General features: G+C 73.8%; 17 protein-coding genes. 6 read left to right on the plus strand and 11 right to left on the minus strand.

Annotated features, from left to right (window positions below; translation table 11 throughout):
* Positions 1 to 220 precede the first annotated feature (220 nt).
* Together ACIBBF_RS09200 and ACIBBF_RS09205 are read right to left on the minus strand one after the other, a co-directional pair.
* Complete coding sequence (locus ACIBBF_RS09200; protein WP_397412732.1) at positions 221 to 1,522, minus strand: ABC transporter substrate-binding protein; 1,302 nt, start codon at positions 1,520 to 1,522, stop codon at positions 221 to 223.
* Between the two features lie 206 nt (positions 1,523 to 1,728).
* Complete coding sequence (locus ACIBBF_RS09205) at positions 1,729 to 4,785, minus strand: alpha-mannosidase (protein ID WP_397412734.1); 3,057 nt, start codon at positions 4,783 to 4,785, stop codon at positions 1,729 to 1,731.
* Between the two features lie 175 nt (positions 4,786 to 4,960).
* Between ACIBBF_RS09205 and ACIBBF_RS09210 the strand changes: the two genes are divergently transcribed.
* The 3 genes from ACIBBF_RS09210 to ACIBBF_RS09220 are packed head-to-tail and all read left to right on the plus strand — an operon-like array spanning position 4,961 to position 6,617.
* Positions 4,961 to 5,296, plus strand: a complete 336-nt coding sequence (locus ACIBBF_RS09210) for a DUF1844 domain-containing protein (protein WP_119146276.1) — start codon at positions 4,961 to 4,963, stop codon at positions 5,294 to 5,296.
* A complete protein-coding gene (locus tag ACIBBF_RS09215; RefSeq protein ID WP_397412736.1) occupies positions 5,296 to 5,844 on the plus strand; it encodes a hypothetical protein in 549 nt (182 codons plus the stop codon). Before ACIBBF_RS09210 ends, ACIBBF_RS09215 begins: the two co-directional genes overlap by 1 nt.
* A 38-nt stretch (positions 5,845 to 5,882) precedes the next feature.
* Complete coding sequence (locus tag ACIBBF_RS09220) at positions 5,883 to 6,617, plus strand: S1C family serine protease (RefSeq protein ID WP_397413050.1); 735 nt, start codon at positions 5,883 to 5,885, stop codon at positions 6,615 to 6,617.
* A 130-nt stretch (positions 6,618 to 6,747) separates the two neighbouring features.
* Here ACIBBF_RS09220 and ACIBBF_RS09225 read toward each other — a convergent pair whose 3' ends face one another.
* The 8 genes from ACIBBF_RS09225 to ACIBBF_RS09260 all read right to left on the minus strand — a co-directional run bounded on the left by ACIBBF_RS09225 (position 6,748) and on the right by ACIBBF_RS09260 (position 14,914).
* Complete coding sequence (locus ACIBBF_RS09225) at positions 6,748 to 7,476, minus strand: SseB family protein (RefSeq protein WP_397412738.1); 729 nt, start codon at positions 7,474 to 7,476, stop codon at positions 6,748 to 6,750.
* Positions 7,473 to 8,219, minus strand: a complete 747-nt coding sequence (priA, locus tag ACIBBF_RS09230; protein ID WP_397412740.1) for a bifunctional 1-(5-phosphoribosyl)-5-((5-phosphoribosylamino)methylideneamino)imidazole-4-carboxamide isomerase/phosphoribosylanthranilate isomerase PriA — start codon at positions 8,217 to 8,219, stop codon at positions 7,473 to 7,475. Before priA ends, ACIBBF_RS09225 begins: the two co-directional genes overlap by 4 nt.
* Before the next feature lie 91 nt (positions 8,220 to 8,310).
* A complete protein-coding gene (gene hisH, locus ACIBBF_RS09235) occupies positions 8,311 to 8,955 on the minus strand; it encodes an imidazole glycerol phosphate synthase subunit HisH (RefSeq protein WP_397412742.1) in 645 nt (214 codons plus the stop codon).
* Positions 8,956 to 8,957: 2 nt separating this feature from the next.
* Entirely contained in the window at positions 8,958 to 9,578 is a 621-nt protein-coding gene (locus ACIBBF_RS09240) for a hypothetical protein (RefSeq protein WP_397412744.1), read from the minus strand.
* Between the two features lie 4 nt (positions 9,579 to 9,582).
* Positions 9,583 to 10,182: an imidazoleglycerol-phosphate dehydratase HisB gene (gene hisB / locus ACIBBF_RS09245; RefSeq protein ID WP_397412746.1), complete on the minus strand. Its 600-nt coding sequence runs from the start codon at positions 10,180 to 10,182 to the stop codon at positions 9,583 to 9,585.
* Positions 10,179 to 11,363: a histidinol-phosphate transaminase gene (locus ACIBBF_RS09250; protein WP_397413051.1), complete on the minus strand. Its 1,185-nt coding sequence runs from the start codon at positions 11,361 to 11,363 to the stop codon at positions 10,179 to 10,181. Before ACIBBF_RS09250 ends, hisB begins: the two co-directional genes overlap by 4 nt.
* A gap of 88 nt (positions 11,364 to 11,451) precedes the next feature.
* On the minus strand, positions 11,452 to 14,001 hold the full coding sequence (locus ACIBBF_RS09255) for a RecQ family ATP-dependent DNA helicase (protein ID WP_397412748.1): 2,550 nt from the start codon (positions 13,999 to 14,001) through the stop codon (positions 11,452 to 11,454).
* 52 nt (positions 14,002 to 14,053) lie between these two features.
* Positions 14,054 to 14,914 (minus strand): helix-turn-helix transcriptional regulator, encoded by an 861-nt coding sequence (locus tag ACIBBF_RS09260; protein WP_397412750.1) that lies wholly within the window; start codon positions 14,912 to 14,914, stop codon positions 14,054 to 14,056.
* 102 nt (positions 14,915 to 15,016) lie between these two features.
* Here ACIBBF_RS09260 and ACIBBF_RS09265 point away from each other — a divergent pair, with 102 nt between their 5' ends.
* From ACIBBF_RS09265 to ACIBBF_RS09275, 3 genes are all read left to right on the plus strand, one after another.
* Positions 15,017 to 15,886 (plus strand): oxidoreductase, encoded by an 870-nt coding sequence (locus ACIBBF_RS09265; protein ID WP_397412752.1) that lies wholly within the window; start codon positions 15,017 to 15,019, stop codon positions 15,884 to 15,886.
* A gap of 64 nt (positions 15,887 to 15,950) precedes the next feature.
* A complete protein-coding gene (locus ACIBBF_RS09270; RefSeq protein WP_397412754.1) occupies positions 15,951 to 16,247 on the plus strand; it encodes a type II toxin-antitoxin system Phd/YefM family antitoxin in 297 nt (98 codons plus the stop codon).
* The gene (locus tag ACIBBF_RS09275; protein WP_397412756.1) at positions 16,244 to 16,660 is read left to right on the plus strand and encodes a PIN domain-containing protein; all 417 of its coding nucleotides are present in this window, start codon (positions 16,244 to 16,246) and stop codon (positions 16,658 to 16,660) included. The genes ACIBBF_RS09270 and ACIBBF_RS09275 overlap by 4 nt, the downstream gene beginning before the upstream one ends.
* 57 nt (positions 16,661 to 16,717) lie before the next feature.
* Here ACIBBF_RS09275 and ACIBBF_RS09280 read toward each other — a convergent pair whose 3' ends face one another.
* Positions 16,718 to 18,028, minus strand: a complete 1,311-nt coding sequence (locus tag ACIBBF_RS09280; protein ID WP_397412758.1) for a carbohydrate-binding protein — start codon at positions 18,026 to 18,028, stop codon at positions 16,718 to 16,720.
* Positions 18,029 to 18,041: the final 13 nt, after the last annotated feature.

The following is an 18,041-nucleotide window of genomic DNA, read 5'->3' on the forward strand; positions in this document are numbered from 1 at the left end:
CGGGCGGGCTCGGTTGGCACGGTGACGGCCGCGAGCGCGGTCACGTCGGAGTCGTACACGATGGCGGTGGGCCTTTCGTCGTGGGGCGACCAGCGCCCTGGTTGCTGCCGCGGCCTCGTCCTGCGCGAGGTCCGCCGGCACTGTCGTACGGGTGTCGTGCGGGTGAGCGCGCGGCGTCACGGGGCCGGCCGGCAGCCGCCCCGGGACACGATCGGAGAGCTCACTGGTCGGCGAGCAGCCTGTTGCACTCCTCGACCGCCGCGTCGAGGGCCTCCTGCGAGGACCTGTCGCCCGCGATCGCCGCCGCGAGCTGCTGGTTGATGATGGTGGTCATCGCCTCGTCGACCTCGACCGGCTGCAGCACCTGCGCGGTGGCGAGGTGGCTGAACGCTATCTGCTTCGCGACGTCCTGCGGGGTGTCGCCGCCCGCGGCCGGTGCGGCGTCCTCCTGCGAGGAGGCGGTGGACGGGAAGACGCCGGGCACCTGCTGGGCGAACGCCTCCTGGTTGGCCGCGCTGGTCAGGAACCGGGCCAGCGCGAGCGCCGTCGGCTGGTTGCGCGACTGGCTGGAGACCGACACGCCCTGCACGTACAGCGGAGTGGCCCCGATGGACGGCGACGCGGTGATCTTGCCCTCCAGCGCGGGGTTGTCCGCCAGCACGCTGTCGATGAAGTTGCCGCCGCCCGTGGACCAGGCCACCCTGCCCTCGGCGAAGAGCCGGCTGTTGCCGAGGTAGGCGTCGGTGAGCACGTCGTCGGGCAGCAGGCCCTCGGCGTACGCGTCGCGGTAGACGTCCAGGACGGCGGCCGCCTCAGGGGTGTTGAACGTGAGCTCGGTGCCGTCCGCGGAGAGCACCTGCACGCCCGCGGCGGCGAAGTCGCCCAGGCCGGGCTTGCGGCTCATCAGGTAGGCGCCGGTCGCCTCCTTCATGGTCCGGGCCTGGGCCACGAGCTCCTCGAGCGACGTGGGCGGCGCCGCGGGGTCGAGGCCGGCCGCCTCGAACATCTCGGTGTTCCAGTAGTTCACGTCGGTGGTCAGGTACCAGGGGTAGCCGAAGACGCCCTCCACGCCCCGGTACCGGTACGCGTCCACCGCGCCGGGCACATAGGTGTCCGCGAGGGTGTCGTCCAGGGCCGAGAGGTCCTCGATCAGGCCCTCGCGCGCCAGCGGCAGCGCGAAGTCGGGCGGCAGGTTCGTCACGTCCGGCAGCTCACCGGCCGCGGCCTGGGCGAGCACCTTCTCCGAGTAGCCGTCGCCCGGCTGGTCGAGCCACGTCACCTCGGTGCCGGGGTACGTCGCCTCGAAGTCGGCGATCACGCCTTCGACGTACGCGGTGTACTTCGGCGTGAGCGACCACGTCTGGAGCGTGACCGCACCCGTCACGTCGCCCGGGACGTCCACGACGGCGTCGTCCCGACCGGCGGCGTCCTGCGGGGCGTCCGCTCCGCCGAGGGTGCAGCCGCCGACGGCGACCAGCACGGTCAGGGCGAGGCCCGCGGCCCCGGTCCTGGCTGAGTTCATCGCAGTTCCTTCCAGCAGAAGCCCCGTCGCGTCCTGAGGGATGCCGTCGCCATCGCGACGAGTGCGCTTCAGCGCGCCCAGAGTCCCGCCGGGCCGGACCGGTGTCAAGACGGACGGGCGCCCGCCCCGGCGCCGTGCCGGACGCACGGGTCACGCGGGTGACCTGTGCCTCCGGCACGGCGCGCGGGTGTCCGGGCCGGCCCGCCCTACGCCCGCGCGAAGCGCAGCGTGCGCACCTCGAACGGGCCCAGGTCGACGGTGACGGCGCCGTCGGTCACCGGCACCACGGCGTCGGCCAGGTCGTCCTCGATGAGGCTGACCGCCCGCGCCCCGGCCACGGGGGCCGCGACCGTCACGGTGCCCGACGCGCGGCGGCCGAGCGCCTCGTAGACGCGCACCACGAGGTCGCCCGAGCGGTCGTCGGCGAGCTTGACCGCGGACAGCGTCACGCCACCGGCCACGGCGACCAGCGGTTCGACGGCGGACCCGCCGCGCAGCTCGCGCGGCCGCGCGCCGAACGTCGCGCCCGCCTCCGTCGCCGCGGCCGTGTCGACGCCCACCACGAGGCCGTACCGGTGGGTCTGCACGCCCTGGTCGGTCTCCGGGTCGGGGAACCGCGGGGCACGCAGCAGCGACAGACGCACGGTGGTCGTCACGTCCGGTGCACCCGGGGCCGGGGCCACGCCGTCGTCGGACACCTCGCGGGTCACGTCGTAGCCGTACACGGAGTCGTTGACCAGGCCGACGCCGAAGCCCGGCTCCTGCGCCAGCACCCACCGGTGCATGGAGGTCTCGAACTTGGCGGCCTCCCAGCTCGTGTTGGTGTGCGTGGCCCGCTGGTGGAAGCCGAACTGGGTCTCGGCCGCCACGTGCTCGGCGCGCACGTCGAGCGGGAACGCGACCTTGAGGAACTTCTCGGTCTCGTGCCAGTCGGTGGCCATCGTGACCTCCAGCGTCCGGGAGCCCGGCGCCAGCGTGAGCACCTGGTCCAGGCTGGACGCCGAGAACACCCGGTGCACCCGGACCACGGCCACGCCGCCCTCCACGGCGGCCGAGACCTTCTCGGCCTCGCGCAGGTCGGTCACCGAGTTGCGGTAGAACCGGTCCACGTCCCAGGCGTCCCACTTGTTGGGGAAGTCCTGGTGGAGCTGCAGCACGTTGGCGTCCCGGCCGGGCGCCACGGCGTCGCGCCCCGTGGCCAGGTCCACCGCCGAGGTCACGTGACCGGCGGCGTCCAGCGTGATCCGGACCAGGTCGTTGGCCAGCACGTACCCGCCGCCGTCGAGCTCCGTCAGGGTGCTAGCCGCCGCCGTCGGCCCCTGTGCGGGGCCCACGCCGAGGGCGGGTACGCCCGCCTGCGCGAACGCGGCCGGGTTGGCCCGCAGGGCCACGTCCCCCTCACCGACCAGGGCCCGCAGGGAACGCTCGATGATGTCCTGGGCGCCGGCGGTGACCGCCGCGTGCCGCTCCACGGCCTCGCGGTGCACCCAGGCCACGGACGTGCCCGGCAGGATGTCGTGGAACTGCATGAGCAGCACCTGCTGCCACAGCGCGTCCAGCTCCTCGTAGGGGTAGTCGGCCCCCGTCCGGGCCGACGCCGTCGCCGCCCACGCCTCGGCCTCGACCAGGAGCTGCTCGTTGCGGCGGTTGCCCTGCTTGGTCTTGTGCTGCGAGGTGAGCGTCGCGCGGTGCAGCTCCAGGTAGAGCTCGCCCACCCAGACAGCGCTGTCACCGTGCCTGGCAGCGTCGAGCTCCGTGCGCGCCCGCTCGAAGAACGCGTCGGGGTGCTCCCAGCGGACCTTCGCGCTGCCCTCGAGATCGGCCAGGCGCTGCGCCTTGCCCGTCATCTCGCGGGTGGTGCCGCCGCCGCCGTCGCCGTAGCCGACGGGTGCGATCGAGCCCGTGGCGCGCCGCGCCTCACGGAACTGGCGGGTCGCCTTGCTGAGCTCCTCGCCCGAGAGCCGCGAGTTGTAGGTGTCCATGGGCGGGAAGTGCGTGAGCACGCGCGAGCCGTCGATGCCCTCCCACCAGAACGTGTGGTGCGGAAAGACGTTGACCTGGTTCCAGGAGATCTTCTGCGTGAAGAACCAGTCGAACCCGGCACGGCGGACGAGCTGTGGCAGGGCCGGCGAGTAGCCGAACGAGTCCGGCAGCCACACGCCGTGGGACCGCAGGCCGAACTCCCGCTCGAAGAACCGCTGCCCCTGCGAGAACTGGCGCACCAGCGCCTCGCCCGAGGGCATCACGGTGTCGGACTCGACCCACATGCCGCCCAGCGGCAGGAACCGGCCCTTGGCCACGGCCTCCTTGACCCGCGCCCACACCTCGGGGCGGTGCTCCTTGACCCAGGCGTACTGCTGCGCCGACGACATGCCGTACACGAAGTCGTCCGTGCGGTCGATCAGGTCGGCCATGGACGACGTCGTGCGCGCGACCTTGCGGATCGTCTCGCGCACCGGCCACAGCCAGGCCGAGTCGATGTGCGCGTGCCCGACGGCGGAGATCTGGTGGGCGCTGGCCTCCGCAGGGCTGGCCAGCACGTCCGCGAGCGCCGCACGGGCCGCCGCTGCCGTCTCACCGATGCGCTGCAGGTCGAGCACGTCCAGGGCGTCGTCGAGCGCCTGGAGCACGCGCATGCGCCGCGGGCCCGCGGGCAGCTCCGCCTGGAGCTCCAGGAGCACCTCGACGTCGAGGGCGAGCTCGTGCACCTCGGCCTCGAAGACCGCGAGGTCCAGGCGCCGCGTGGCGTACAGCGGGCGCCGGGACGACGTGCGGACGTCGCCCTCCTGGGTCTGGCGGAACATGTCGTGCCCGAGGAGCACCGGGTTGGAGGCCGCCTCCAGGAACAGCTCGACCCGTTCGCCGCCCACCGCCGCGTCCACCACGGGAACGTGCTGGTTGCGGGGATTGATGGACTTCACCGTGGTGCCGTCGGGCCGGTAGACGAGCGCCTCGGCCTGGAAGCCGGGCATGCTGCTGTCGAAGCCGAGGTCGAGCACCGCCTCGACCGTGCGGCCGGCCCACTCCGGGGGCACCGTGCCCGTGAGCCGGAACCAGGTCGTGCCCCAGGCCGGACCCCACGGGGTGCCGACCTCGTAGGGCTCCATCGCGAGGGCGAGCCCGTCCGCCGGGGGGATCGGCTCCCCGGGCAGGGCGTGCCACTCGACCTCCAGCGGGACGGACGTCCCGTGGACCGCCGGCCAGATGCGCTCTGTGAGGACGCGCGTCGCGCGCCCGGTGGTCAGAGTGATGTCGTCGTGCATCGAAGAGGGCCTCCCCCTGTGTCGCCGTTGAACGCACGCAGGCTAACCCACACCGGCAGGGTCGCTCGCGGGGCGTCCGCACCCCCGAGGGGATGAAAGGATGGTCCCCATGAGCAGCACCGACGAGACACCCACCGGCACCGTCCCCGGTGAAGGCACGGGCACAGGCGCCGGCATGGGCGCTGACCAGGCAACACGCGATATCGCGGAGGTTGCGGCGGTCGAGGTCATCACCACCGCCGCCGTGCACCTGATGAGCGCCGCGGCGGTCAAGTGCGGCCTGGCCGAGGGTGACGACGCCGAAGAGCTCAAGGACCTCGACGAGGCCCGCAAGCTGATCACCGCCCTGGCCGCGCTGGTGGTCGCGAGCGCACCGGACATCGGCAACCAGCACGCCCGCTCGCTGCGGGACGGGCTGCGCAGCCTCCAGCTCGCGTTCCGCGAGGCGTCGGTCATCCCCGACGCGCCGGGCGAGGGGCCGGGCGAGAAGTACACGGGTTCCGTCGTCTGATGACCGAGGCTCCCGTCGTGACGGCCCCCGGGCCCGTGCCCGCCCCCGGGCCACGTCGTGGCTCGCGCTGGCTCGCCGTGCTCCTGGTGGCCACGATCGCCGTCGGCGCGTACCTGTGGGTGACGACGGTCCGCTGGCAGCGCAACGCCGCCGAGTGGGAGGAGAAGGCTCACGAGTACGCCGAGGAGGTGGCCACGCTGCGCATGCAGCTCGACGCCGCCGGGTCCGAGCTGCAGGCCGCCCGGGACCAGCTCTCCACGGCGACGGCGCGCATCACGGACCTGGCCAACGAGAAGGCGCAGCTCGGTGACGAGAACGTCGCCTCCCAGCAGTACCTGGACTACCAGACGCAGGTGAGCGCGGCCGCGGGCACCGTGGCGTCCGCCCTGGGGCAGTGCGTGTCCGGTCAGGAGCAGCTCGTCGGCTACCTCAAGGAGGCCGACCAGTACCAGGCCGAGGACCTGCGCCGGTACGAGCGCCAGGTCAACGCGCTGTGCGACGAGGCCGAGCAGGCGAACCAGACGCTGCAGCAGGAGCTGCGCCCGTGAGGGGGACGGTCCGCTCGCGGGCGGGCCGGGCGTCCCGGGTGGGGCGGGCGGTCGCCGTCGCCGCGCTGGGCGGGTCCCTGCTGTCCGGATCGCTGGCCGGCTGCGGTGTGCTGCCGCCCCTGCCGGACCCGGTGCCGAGCGACATCGTGCCCTCGGCACCGGTCGGCCTGTCCCCCGCCGCGGGCGGCGACGCCCTCAGTCCCGACGGGTTCGACGCCGTGGAGCGCATGGCCGTGCGCATCCGCAACGTGGGCTGCGAGGAGCTGTCGACGGGCTCGGGCTTCGCCATCGACGACCACACGCTGATCACCAACAAGCACGTGGTCGCGGACTCGCGGGACCTGGAGGTCAGCACCTACGACGGGCACGACATCACCGTGGGCGCGACGTCGACGGCAGGCCTGGCCGACCTCGCCGTGGTCCGCACCACCGACCCCCTGCCCTCGTACCCGAAGCTCGCCGAGGCCGACCCCGAGCCGGGCGACCCGGTCACGGTCGTGGGCTACCCCGCCGGCGGCGAGCTCACGGTGACGGAGGGCGCGGTGATGGGCACCACCCGCGACCCGCTGAACGCGAACCTGGGCGAGGTGCTGCTCACCGACGCCCCGGTCGAGCCGGGCTCGTCCGGATCGGCCGCGCTGGACGCCAAGGGCCGCGTGATCGGCGTGGTCTACGCCAAGACGGCCGACGACAACAGCCTGCTGGTGCCCCTGTCGACGCTCCAGGAGATGCTGGCCGACGACACGGCGTTCACCCCGGCGAAGGGCTGTTAGGGCCCGGCTGGGACGAGCATGCACCTGCTGCCAGGACGAGCCTCGTCCTGGCAGCAGGTGCATGCTCGCGGCTGTGCCGGTCCCTGTGCCGATCGCTTGCGGTACCGGTCGCTGCCGCGCCGCCCGAGGCTCAGCGGGCCGCGCCGATACGGAGCTCCAGGGAGTCCACGCGCGACGAGATCACCTCGGACGCCGCCAGCCGGGCGTTGACCTGGCCCAGCACGGCGTCGAGCCCTGCGCGGTCCAGGCCGGGGTCGAGGGCGAGCACGACCGCGACCTCCGCCGTGCGACCCGGCTCGGCGTGCGCGCGCACCACGTGCTGCACGGGCCCGGCGGCGACGGCCACCTCGGAGGCGACCTCCGGGTCCACGACGATCCCGTCCTCGTGCGGCACCAGGGCGGGCTGCCAGGACTGACCCTGCGCCAGGGCCCAGACGGCGGGACGCGGCACCAGCGCCGTGGCGGGCCCGGCGGGGTCCACCACGATCAGGGCCCAGTTCTCGTTCACCGCGGACAGCGCGGCACGCGTGGCCTCGACGGGCACCGGCCGGGCGTCCGCGCGCCAGGCCCGCATGGTCTCGACGGACGTGAACACCGGCAGGGCCCGCCGCCCGTCCGGGGCCTCCAGCGCGACGACGCCGGAGGACGCCTCCTTGTCGACCGTGAGCCCGTCGGGGTTCTGCTCCGCGACGCCGAGCTCGGCCAGCACCGGCACCAGCACCCGGGTCTCGGCCAGCCGGGCGACGACGTCGCGCAGCGGCACCGTCCCCGTCGTGTGACCGGCGAGCAGCCGGGTCAGCTCGGCGTCCGCCGAGCCGTCGTCGCCCGCGAACTGGCTGGAGGGCTGGATCGACTTCACGCGGCGTCCCCGGCGGTGCCCGGGCGGCCCGCCACGTCGAGCGCCTGCGGCAGGGTGAACGCGCCGGCGTACAGGGCCTTGCCGACCACGGCGCCCTCGATGGTGCCGAGCTCGCGCAGGGCGCGCAGGTCGTCGAGCGAGGAGATGCCACCCGAGGCGACGACGTGCGCGGTGGTGCGCGCGGCGACGTCGGACAGCAGGTCGAGGTTGGGGCCGCGCAGGGTGCCGTCCTTGGTCACGTCGGTGACCACGTAGCGGGCGCAACCGGCCTCGTCGAGGCGGGCGAGCACCTCCCAGAGGTCGCCGCCCTCCTTGGTCCAGCCGCGTGCGGCCAGCGTGGTGCCGCGCACGTCGAGGCCCACGGCGACGCGGTCGCCGTGCTCCGCGATGGCCTTGGCCGTCCAGGCCGGGTCCTCCAGTGCGGCGGTGCCGAGGTTGACGCGGCGTGCGCCGGTGGCCAGCGCCCGCTCCAGCGACTCGTCGTCACGGATGCCGCCGGACAGCTCGACCTGCACGTCGAGCTCGCCGACCACGCGGGCCAGGAGCTCGGCGTTGGAGCCGCGGCCGAACGCGGCGTCGAGGTCCACGAGGTGCACCCACTCGGCGCCACCGGCCTGCCAGTCCAGCGCGGCCGTCAGCGGGTCGCCGTACGACGTCTCCGACCCGGCCTCCCCCTGGACGAGGCGCACGGCCTGGCCGTCGGCCACGTCGACGGCGGGCAGCAGCACAAGTCGCTCGGTCATCTCTCTCCACAATCTCTCAGGTTGGATTGCTGAGTGCTGGATGTTCGCCCTTCCTCGCGTGCCAGAAGGGCGAACGTCCAGCACTCAGCGGTCAGGCCAGGGTGGTCAGCCAGTTCTTCAAGAGCTCCGAGCCCGCGTCACCCGACTTCTCCGGGTGGAACTGGGTGGCCGACAGGGGGCCGTCCTCCACCGCGGCGACGAAGCGGCCGCCGTGGTCCGCCCAGGTCACCCGCGGCGGGCGGAACCGGCTCACGGCGTTCTCGTCATGGCCCTTGGTGAAGGTCTGGGCGGCGTAGGAGTGCACGAAGTAGAAGCGTTCGTCGGCGATGCCGTCGAACAGGACCGAGCCCTCCGGCACCTCGACCGGTGACCAGCCCATGTGCGGGACGACGGGTGCCTGGAGCCGCTCGACGACGCCCGGCCACTCGCCGATGCCCTCGGCGCGCTCGCCGTGCTCCACCCCCGCGTCGAACATGACCTGCATGCCCACGCAGATGCCGAGCACCGGCCGGTTGCCGGCCAGGCGGCGGCCCACCACCTCGTGCCCGCGGACCGCGGTCAGGCCCGCCATGCAGGCGGCGAACGCGCCCACGCCCGGCACGACCAGGCCGTCCGCGTCCTGGGCGGCAGCGCGGTCGGCGGTCAGCGTGACGTCCGCGCCCACGCGTTCGAGGGCACGGACCGCGGAACGGACGTTGCCGAAGCCGTAGTCGAGGACGACGACGCGGGCGCCCATGCTCAGGCCCCGCCCGTGCTGCTCGCGCCCGGCTCGCCCTTGCCGAGCCCCTTGCGAGCCTTGCGGGCCGCCGAGGTCAGCATCCGCACCGCCTTGAACTTGCTGATCGACGTCGAGCCGACCACGCCCTCGGCGTCGGCCACGCTCGTGGCGCCGGTCAGCAGGTCGACGACGCTCTCGGGCGCGCCGCCCAGCACGAGGCCGGGCGCGAGCTCGTCGCCGCGGACGCCGTCGGCGAACCGCACCGCCGTCATCTGCTCACCCGTCCGGGTGACCAGGACGAGCGGGACGCCCCGGACGAGCTGGGAGATCGCGGCGGCCGCCTGCTCGGGTGCATCGCCCGAGCGGTCGCGCAGCACGCCGACGGCGCCGATCGAGGTCGGCACCGCGTCCAGGTCGAGCTGCGCCAGCGAGCTGGCCGCGGCCAGCGGCTCGGCACCGGCGATCTGCGTGATGATCGCGGCGAACTCGGGCTCGCCGCTGCCGGTCAGGGAGGACAGGTCGTCCGGGATCTCGAGGTCGCCGAGGTCGAGCTCGGGCAGGTCGTCGCCCACCTCGTGCCCGTCGTTCCCGGGCGTGCTGCTGTCGGGCCTGTTGCTGTCGGGCCTGGTGCTGTCGGACATGCTGCTAGAGCGCACCCTTCGTGGACGGGATGCCCTCGACGCGCGGGTCGAGGGCGACGGCGGCGCGCAGCGCACGCGCCAGCGCCTTGAACTGTGCTTCGACGATGTGGTGGGGGTCGCGTCCCGCGAGCACCCGCACGTGCAGGCAGATGCCCGCGTGGTGGGCGATCGACTCCAGCACGTGCCGGGTGAGCGAACCCGTGAAGTGCCCTCCGATGAGGTGGTACTCCTGCCCCGCGGGCTCACCCTCGTGCACCAGGTACGGCCGGCCCGACACGTCCACGACGGCCTGGGCGAGCGCCTCGTCGAGCGGCACGAGCGCGTCACCGAACCGGGAGATGCCGGCCTTGTCGCCGAGCGCCTGGCGCAGTGCCTCGCCGAGGCTGATCGCGACGTCCTCGACCGTGTGGTGGGCGTCGATGTGCGTGTCACCGGTCGCCTGCACGGTGAGGTCGATCAGGGAGTGCTTGCCCAGCGCCGTGAGCATGTGGTCGTAGAAGGGCACGCTCGTGCTGATCTCGGTGCGGCCCGTGCCGTCGAGGTCGAGCTCGACCAGCACCTTCGACTCGGAGGTGGCGCGTTCCACGCGTGCTGTCCGGCTCATGCCTGCTCTCCTCCTGGTTGCTCCTGCAGCACCTCGACGAGCGCCGCGCGGAACGCGGCCATCTCGGCGGACGTGCCGATCGACACCCGCAGCCAGCCGTCCGGGCCCGTCTCGCGGATCAGGACACCGCGGTCCAGCAGACCCTGCCAGACGGCGTGCCGGTCGGCGAACGTGCCGAACAGCACGAAGTTGGCGTCGGTGTCCGCGACCTCGAACGGCCGCCCGTCGGGCAGGTGCTGCTTGCGCAGCCAGGCCACCGTCGCGTCACGCTCGGCACGCAGCGTCGCCACCTGCGCCATGAGCGACTCCCGGTGCCGCAGCGCGGCGCCCGCGGCGGCCTGCGTGATGGCGCTCAGGTGGTACGGCAGGCGTACGATCCGCAGCGCGTCGACGAAGTCGGCGGAGGCGACCAGGTAGCCGAGACGCGCCCCGGCCGCGGCGAACGCCTTGGACATGGTGCGGGTGACCGCGAGGTGGGGGTACCGCTCCAGCAGCGCGACCGCGGACGGCGTGCCCGGACGGCGGAACTCCGCGTACGCCTCGTCCACGACGACGACGGGGCGCGCCCCGTCGAGGTCGACCTCCAGGGCCGCCTCGCAGATCGCCTCGACCGTGGCCGCGGGCAGCGCCGTGCCCGTCGGGTTGTTCGGGCTGGCCAGCAGGATCACCGACGGGCGCACCTCGCGGATCTTCTGCGCGGCGTACGCCGGGTCCAGCGTGAAGTCCTCCGCGCGGCGGCCCACCACCCACGTGGTGTGGGTGTCGCGCGCGTACTCCGGGTACATGGAGTAGGTGGGCGCGAACGACAGCGCGGTACGGCCGGGGCCGCCGAACGCCTGCAGCACGTGCAGCATGACCTCGTTGGACCCGTTCGCGGCCCACACGTCGCAGTGGTCGAGGCTGACGCCGGTCTCCAGGGCGAGGTAGTCGGCCAGGTCCCGCCGCAGCGCGGTGGCGTCCCGGTCCGGGTACCGGTTCATGCCGCGCGCCGCGCGCGCGACGTCCTCGGCGATGGTCGCCACCACGTCCTCGCCGGGCGGATACGGGTTCTCGTTGACGTTCAGCAGCACGGGGACGTCGAGCTGCGGCGCGCCGTAGGGCTGCTCGTCCGCGAGCTCCGGACGCAGCGGCAGCCGCACCGCGGGCGCGGAGGCGCTGTGCTGGTCGACGGCGTGGGTCATCACCGCACCAGTCTACGAAGCGTGCGGCACCGGCCCGGTACGAGTCCGCCCACCGGGCGCGTGGGACACGTCACGGGACGCCGGGCGGTCACCGGATCGCCAGGACGAACGGGTAGACGGCGGACGCGCCCGCCTGGCGCAGCAGCCGGGCCGCGACCGTGAGCGTCCAGCCCGAGTCGGTGTAGTCGTCCACCAGCAGCACCGCCCGGCCCGGCAGCCCGCGCAGCGCGGCCTCCCCGAGCTGCGGCTGCAGGCGCCTGGCGACACCGGCCAGCCGCATCGCCGAGTTCACGTCGTGCCGGCCCGGCTCCTCCTGGCCGGCGACGGGGCCGATCGCGCCGATCATCGGCACGCCCAGGTACTTCGCGAGCCCCGTGGCCAGGTGGTAGGACAGCTGCGGTCGCTTGACGGAACGGACCGCCACGACGGCCTCCACCACCAGCGGACCGGGCTCGGGCACGACGGTCCCCTCCTGGCCGCTCGCGTCGTGCTCGTCCTGCTCGTCCGGCGCGGTCTCGGCCGGCGGGCGCAGCGCTTCCCACTCGTCCAGCACCCGGGCCGCGGCCCGGCGCAGGTGGACCGGGAGCTCACCGTCGGGCGCGTTCGGGGCGAGCAGGTCACGCAGCGGACCCGACCAGCCCAGGCCGTCGAGGCGCGCCACGGCGCGCCCGGGCTCGGCCAGCTCGCCGGGCGGGATCTTCCCCTTGAGGTCCAGGCCGATCGCCGCCAGGCCGGTGGGCCACATCTTGCGGGCCTCGACCTCCACGCCGGGCCGGTCCATCTCGGCGCGAGCAGCGGCCACCGCCTCGGCGTCCGGCGCCTCGGGCAGGTCCATCGCGCCGCACCGGTCACAGCGACCGCACGACCAGCCCGGAGCCAGGTCGGGGTCGTCGAGCTGGGCCCGCAGGTAGGCCATGCGGCACCCGGGGGTGGCGACGTAGTCGACCATCGCCTGCTGCTCGGCGGCCCGGGTCGCGGCGACCCGGGCGTACCGCTCGGCGTCGTACGACCACTCCCGGCCGGTGGACTCCCAGCCGCCGCGCACGCGCCGGACCGCACCGTCCACGTCGAGCACCTTGAGCATGGTCTCCAGCCGGGACCGCCGCAGGTCCACCTGCGTCTCCAGCGCGGCGGTCGACAGGGTGCCGCCGGACCGCAGGGCGTCCAGGGTGACGCGCACCTGCCCCTCGGCGGGGAACGCCTGCTCGCCGAACCAGTCCCAGATCGCCTTGTCCTCGGTACCGGGGAGCAGCACCACCAGCGCCTGGTCGACGCCACGGCCCGCACGGCCGACCTGCTGGTAGTACGCGATCGGCGAGGACGGCGCGCCCAGGTGCACCACGAAGGCGAGGTCCGGCTTGTCGAAGCCCATGCCCAGCGCCGAGGTGGCCACCAGGGCCTTGACCTCGTTGTTCTTGAGCTCGGCCTCGAGCTGCTCCCGCTGGGCCGGCTCGGTCCGGCCCGTGTACGCGGCGACGGCGAGGCCGTAGCCGCGCAGCTGCTCGGCGACCTGCTCCGCCGCCGACACGGTGAGGCAGTACACGATGCCGGACCCCTCGATGTCCTGCAGCGCCTCGGCCAGCCAGGCCACCCGGGTGGGCTGGTCACCGAGCTCCAGCACCGCCAGGTGCAGGGACTCCCGGTCGAGCGCGCCGCGCAGCACCAGCACGTCCTCGGCGGCCGTGCCGTCGGCGTGCACGGCGAGCTGCTCGGCCACGTCCTGCGTGACGCGCTCGTTCGCCGTGGCGGTGGTGGCCAGCACGGGGATACCCGTGGGCAGGTCGGCCAGGAGGGTACGGATGCGCCGGTAGTCGGGCCGGAAGTCGTGGCCCCAGTCCGAGATGCAGTGGGCCTCGTCGATGACCACCAGGCCGGCGTCGGCCGCCAGCCGCGGCAGCACCTCGTCGCGGAAGCCCGGGTTGTTCAGCCGCTCCGGCGAGCACAGCAGCACGTCCACCTCGCCGCGGGCGATCGACGCGTGCACCTCGTCCCACTCCGTCATGTTCGCCGAGTTGATGGTGACCGCGCGGATCCCCGCACGGGCGGCGGCGGCGATCTGGTCGCGCATGAGCGCCAGCAGGGGTGACACGATCACCGTGGGCCCGGCGCCCCGGGCCCGCAGCAGCCGGGTCGCCACGAAGTACACCGCCGACTTGCCCCACCCGGTGCGCTGCACCACCAGGGCCCGGCGACGGAAGGCGGCGAGCGCCTCGATGGCCGTCCACTGGTCGTCGCGCAGCCGCGCGTCGTCGCGGCCGACGAGCTCGCGGAGCGCTGCCTCGGCCTCCTCGCGCAGCGAGGCGCCGGGCGTCGCTGCCGTGACCGGCGGGGCGGGCGCCTCCGCCTCCTCCAGGGACTCCTCGCCCGCGACGTCCGGAGCCGCCGCCTGGTCCACGTCCGCGTCCCCGGCCGCGCCACCATCCGCGACCTCGGTCCGGGCCGGCCGGCGGACCGGCGCCGCAGGCGCCACCCCGCCGTCGTCCAGCAGGCCCCGCAGCATCTGCAGCTTGGCCGCCTGCGCCTCGGGGGTGTTCCGCGCCGACGGCGGCAGCGCCGGATCACCGACCTCGGTCAGGAGGGCGTCGTCGGGCGGCTCCTCCATGGCGAAGGGCAGGTCTGCGAAGGGGTCCTTGGTCACGCCACCGATCCTAGGAGAGGCCACCGACACCGCGACCCGGTCGTCCACAGCCCTAGGTGACGTCGGCGGGTTCGCTCGCGGCCGGGTGCGGTCCCGCACCGGACGACGCCGCGAGCGAGGCGAGCAGCGCCAGCCGCTCCCCGGTGGGCGAACCGGCGTCCGCGTGCAGCAGCACGAGCATCTGCCGGTCGGTGCCCACGATCGCGAGCTTCTCCATGTCCAGGTCCAGCTCCCCGACCTGCGGGTGCAGCATGCGCGTGGTGTGCGGCGTGCCGAGGTTCACGTCGTGGCGCGCCCACAGCGTGCGGAACCGCTCCGAGGCGAGCGAGAGCTCCCCCACGAGCCGCTCCACCCGCTCGTCGTCGGTCTCCGTGCCGACCGCCTCGCGGAACCGGGCGACGATCTTCGGCGCCACGGCGGGCCAGTCCCCGTGCAGCGCCTGCTCGGCGGGGTCGAGGAACAGGTCGCGCAGCCGGTTCCCGCCCCGGCGGAGGTTCGGCGACAGTGCTCCGGCCAGGGCGTTCGCCGCCAGCACGTCGAAGTACCGCCCCTCGACGTACGCCGGTACGCCCACCCGGTCGAGCAGCCGCAGCGTCCCGGCGGGCACCACCTCGCGGCGCGTGCGCCGGCGGCGGCGAGGGGCGGGCGCCGCGAGCTTCAGCAGGTGCCGCGTCGCGGGCTCGTCCAGCAGCAGCACCCGCGCGAGCGACTCCACGACCTGCACGGACGGATGCCGGTCCCGGCCCTGCTCCAGCCGCAGGTAGTAGTCGGCGCTGATCCCGGCCAGCAGGGCCACCTCCTCGCGGCGCAGGCCGGCGACCCGGCGCACGCCCCCGGCCGGCAGCCCCACGTCGCCGGGCCGCACGAGCTCGCGGCGCGCCCGCAGGTACTCGCCCAGCTGGTTGTCGGCCATGCGACCACCGTAGGACGCGGCGCCCGACGGTGCCTGGTCCCCGCACTCCCAGGAAGCGCCGGGTACTGCCTGTCCACGCCGGACCGGCGGACCGTTGACGTCATGACCACGAACACGATCCCCGGCGGCACGTACCCGCTCGCCGACGACATCACCGTCTCCCGCGTCGGCTACGGCGCCATGCAGCTCGCCGGTCCCGGCGTCTTCGGCCCGCCCGCCGACCGCGCGGCGGCGGTCGCCGTCCTGCGGGAGGCGGTCGCGCTCGGCGTGACCCACATCGACACCGCCGACTTCTACGGCCCGTACGTCACCAACGAGATCATCCGCGAGGCCCTGCACCCCTACCCGGCGGGCCTGCACATCGTCACGAAGGTGGGCGCGGTGCGCGACGCGCAGGGTGGCTGGCCGCCCGCCCAGGAGCCCGACCAGCTCCGCCGCGCCGTCGAGCAGAACCTCGAGCACCTCGGCCTGGACCGGCTCGACGTCGTGAACCTGCGCGTGGGCGGTGTGGACCGGCCGGAGCCGGGCTCGCTCGCGCGGCAGTTCACCGCGCTGGCCGAGATGCAGGCGGAGGGCCTGATCGCGCACCTGGGCGTGAGCACCGTGCTGCCCGAGCAGGTCGCCGAGGCGCAGTCGATCGCCCCGGTCGTGTGCGTGCAGAACTTCTACAACATCGCCAACCGCGCCGACGACGCGCTGATCGACTCCCTGGCCGAGCAGGGCATCGCCTACGTGCCCTACTTCCCGCTGGGTGGCTTCTCGCCCCTGCAGTCGGCGGAGCTGGACGCCGTGGCCGCCCGCCTGGGGAGCACCCCGGCCGCGGTGGCGCAGGCCTGGCTGCTGCAGCGCTCGCCGAACGTGCTGCTCATCCCGGGCACGTCGTCGGTGGCCCACCTGCGCGAGAACGTCGCGGCCGCGAGCCTCGCGCTGCCCGAGGACGAGCTGGCGGTCCTGAACTCGATCGGCTCGTGACCGAGGACGCCGTGTTGTCAGACATGTAGTGCACCGTCTGACAACACGGCGTAATGTGAGTTGCATGTCCAGCCGACCCATCTCGCCGCCCGATCCTCCGGCCGTCGGCGTGCGCGAGCTGAACCAGCACACGCGCCGCGTCCTGGACGTGGTCCGAGGTGGTGAGACCGTGATGATCACGGACCACGGCCGCCCCATCGCACGGCTGGTTCCCATCCTGACGTCACCGTTCGACCGCTTGGTCGCCGAGGGCGAGTACGACCTGCCCCGGACCACCCGGATCCACGTACCCCCGGCCACGCCGGAGCCGCACCGCCCGACGGCCGAGGTGCTCGACGAGCTCCGCGAAGACCGCCTGTGAGGGCGATCTACCTCGACACGTCCGCCGCGCTCAAGCAGGTCCGCCGTGAGGAGCACTCGGACGCCCTCGTCGACTACCTGGTGCGAGTGACGGGAGAGGGTGTCGTCATCACCTCCTCCGCTCTGCTCGACATCGAGCTCGCGCGGTTCGCCGTCCGTGAGGCGCTCGACCACGAGACGCACATCGGTCCGGTGCTCGCCCCGATCGCCCGACGTCAGGTGAGTCGGCGCGTCGTGGCCGCGGCAGCAGCGATCGACATCCACATCGGGTCGCTCGACGCGATACACGTGGCCACGGCAGCGGCGCTCGGCGAAGACCTCGTGGCTGTGGTGACCTATGACAAGCAGGTGCTCCACGCCGCGCGGCACCTGGGCCTCCCGGTGGTCAGCCCCGGCAGTCCTCCCGAGGCCTGACAGCAGGAGGCCCGACGTCGAGCGCCCAGCCGCTCGACGTCGGGCCCGCTCCCGGGACTACCGGCCCTGGAGCGCCTTCACGGTGTCGCCGAAGGTCCAGCCGCGCGAGCCGTCCCAGTTGATCGACCAGGTCATGAGCCCCTTGAGCGCCCCGTTGTACGAGCCGTACGCCTGCGTCACCAGCGACGGCGCCATGTACCCGCCGCCTGCACCCTGCTGGGCGGGCAGGCCGGGCACCTGCTTGTCGTAGGGCACGCGGATCGTGGTGCCCTGGATGACGAGGCCGTCGTCGAGGCAGTCGGTCTGCGCCTGGAAGCCGGCCACGGTCCCGGCGGCGTAGGAGTTGCCGGAGCAGTCGTACATCGAGCCGTTGTAGTACTGCATGTTGAGCCACCACAGGCGACCGTTGTCGGCGTACTTCTTGATGATCGGCAGGTAGGAGCCCCAGATCGAGCCGTAGGTGACGCTGCCGCCGGTCACGTACGCGGTCTCGGGCGCCATGGTCAGGCCGAACCCGGCCGGCATGCCGGCCAGCACCCCGTCGATGATCCGGATCAGGTTGGCCTGCGACGTGGACAGCTGCGTGATCGAGCCGCTGCCGGTCAGGCCGGTCTCGATGTCGATGTCGATGCCGTCGAAGTTGTACTCGCGCAGGATCGGCACGATGGTCTCGACGAACCGGTCCGCCACGGCCTGCGAGGACAGGTCGATCCCGGCGGTCGCGCCGCCGATCGACATCAGGATCGTCAGGCCCGCCTCCTTGGCGGCACACATCTCCTCGGGGGTGGGCACGCGGACGCCGGAGTCCATGCCGTCCTCCCACAGCACCGTGCCGTCCGAGCGGATCACCGGGAACGCGAGCGTCGCCACGTTGTAGCCGTGCTGGGTGATGCGCGAGTCCGTGACCGGGATCCAGCCGAGGCCCGGGTGCACGCCGTTGCTCGCGCCGTCCCAGTTCTCCCAGTAGCCCTGCAGCACCTTGCCGGACGGCTTGGGGCGCTGGCTGCAGTCCGCCGGGGTGGGCTCCGGGTCCGGGGTCGGATCCGTGGGGTCGGGCGTCGGGTCGGTGGGGTCGGGGTCGGGTTGCGTGGCGCACGCGCCGTCGTCGGTCCAGAGGGTGGGTGTCGCGTCGGGGCTCCAGCCCGCCCCCACGTGCGCGGTGTGCGCCACCAGGGCGGTGTACCCGCGGCCACGGTGGGTCACGTGGTCGCCCGCGGCGTAGGTGCTGCCCTCCGTCCACGCGGCCGCGGTGCAGTCGGCGGCGGCCGTCGTCGTCGGGCCCGCCTGCGCGACGACGGCCGGCACGGCCAGCCCGATGCTCAGCAGGGCGGCGATGCCCGCCGCCAGGAACGAGGTACGCGGCTTCATGGGGCTCCCCTTC

Origin of the sequence: Promicromonospora sp. NPDC050880, from assembly GCF_044456525.1 — a bacterium.
Taxonomy (GTDB): domain Bacteria; phylum Actinomycetota; class Actinomycetes; order Actinomycetales; family Cellulomonadaceae; genus Promicromonospora.